Origin of the sequence: Colwellia ponticola, from assembly GCF_005885605.1 — a bacterium.
GTDB lineage: Bacteria > Pseudomonadota > Gammaproteobacteria > Enterobacterales > Alteromonadaceae > Colwellia > Colwellia ponticola.
On record NZ_SZVP01000179.1, the window covers coordinates 1 to 426 of the forward strand.

Annotated in this window: 1 pseudogene; it reads right to left on the reverse strand. The window is 60.3% G+C overall.

Features of this window, described 5'->3' with window-relative positions:
- Nucleotides 1-231: 231 nt before the first annotated feature.
- Nucleotides 232-426 (reverse strand): annotated as a pseudogene (locus FCS21_RS16440) (serine O-acetyltransferase); the annotation flags it as partial.

Sequence of the window (426 nt, forward strand, 5' to 3'; positions counted from 1 at the left end):
AGTACTTTAGTCAGGATTACCCGTAAAAAGGGCGCGCGAATCATAGCAGGACGGGGCGAGGACGAACAGCGGCAGCGCGGCGATGGCTCGATATCGAGACCAATGGAGATCACATGTGGGAGGGGGCTTGCCCCCGATAGCGGTGGATCAGTCAATATATTGGGTGACTGACAGATGGCCATCGGGGGGGGGGCAAGCCTCCCACATGGGCCTAGCAGCAAATGTGAGATCTCAGCCAGCTTTGGTGGCGGGCTCACTCTTGATCTCGGCGAAGTCCTCTTCGCGCAGCTCAGGCAGGTCTTTCGCACAGTAGCTGCTGCCCAATTCCTTCAGCGCGCCGCACATACCGTCCAGCTTGCCGTCCACCGCTTGCAGGTGGTCAAGCAACTGGCCGATGGCGCGCGCGACAGGGTCGGGCATGTCTTC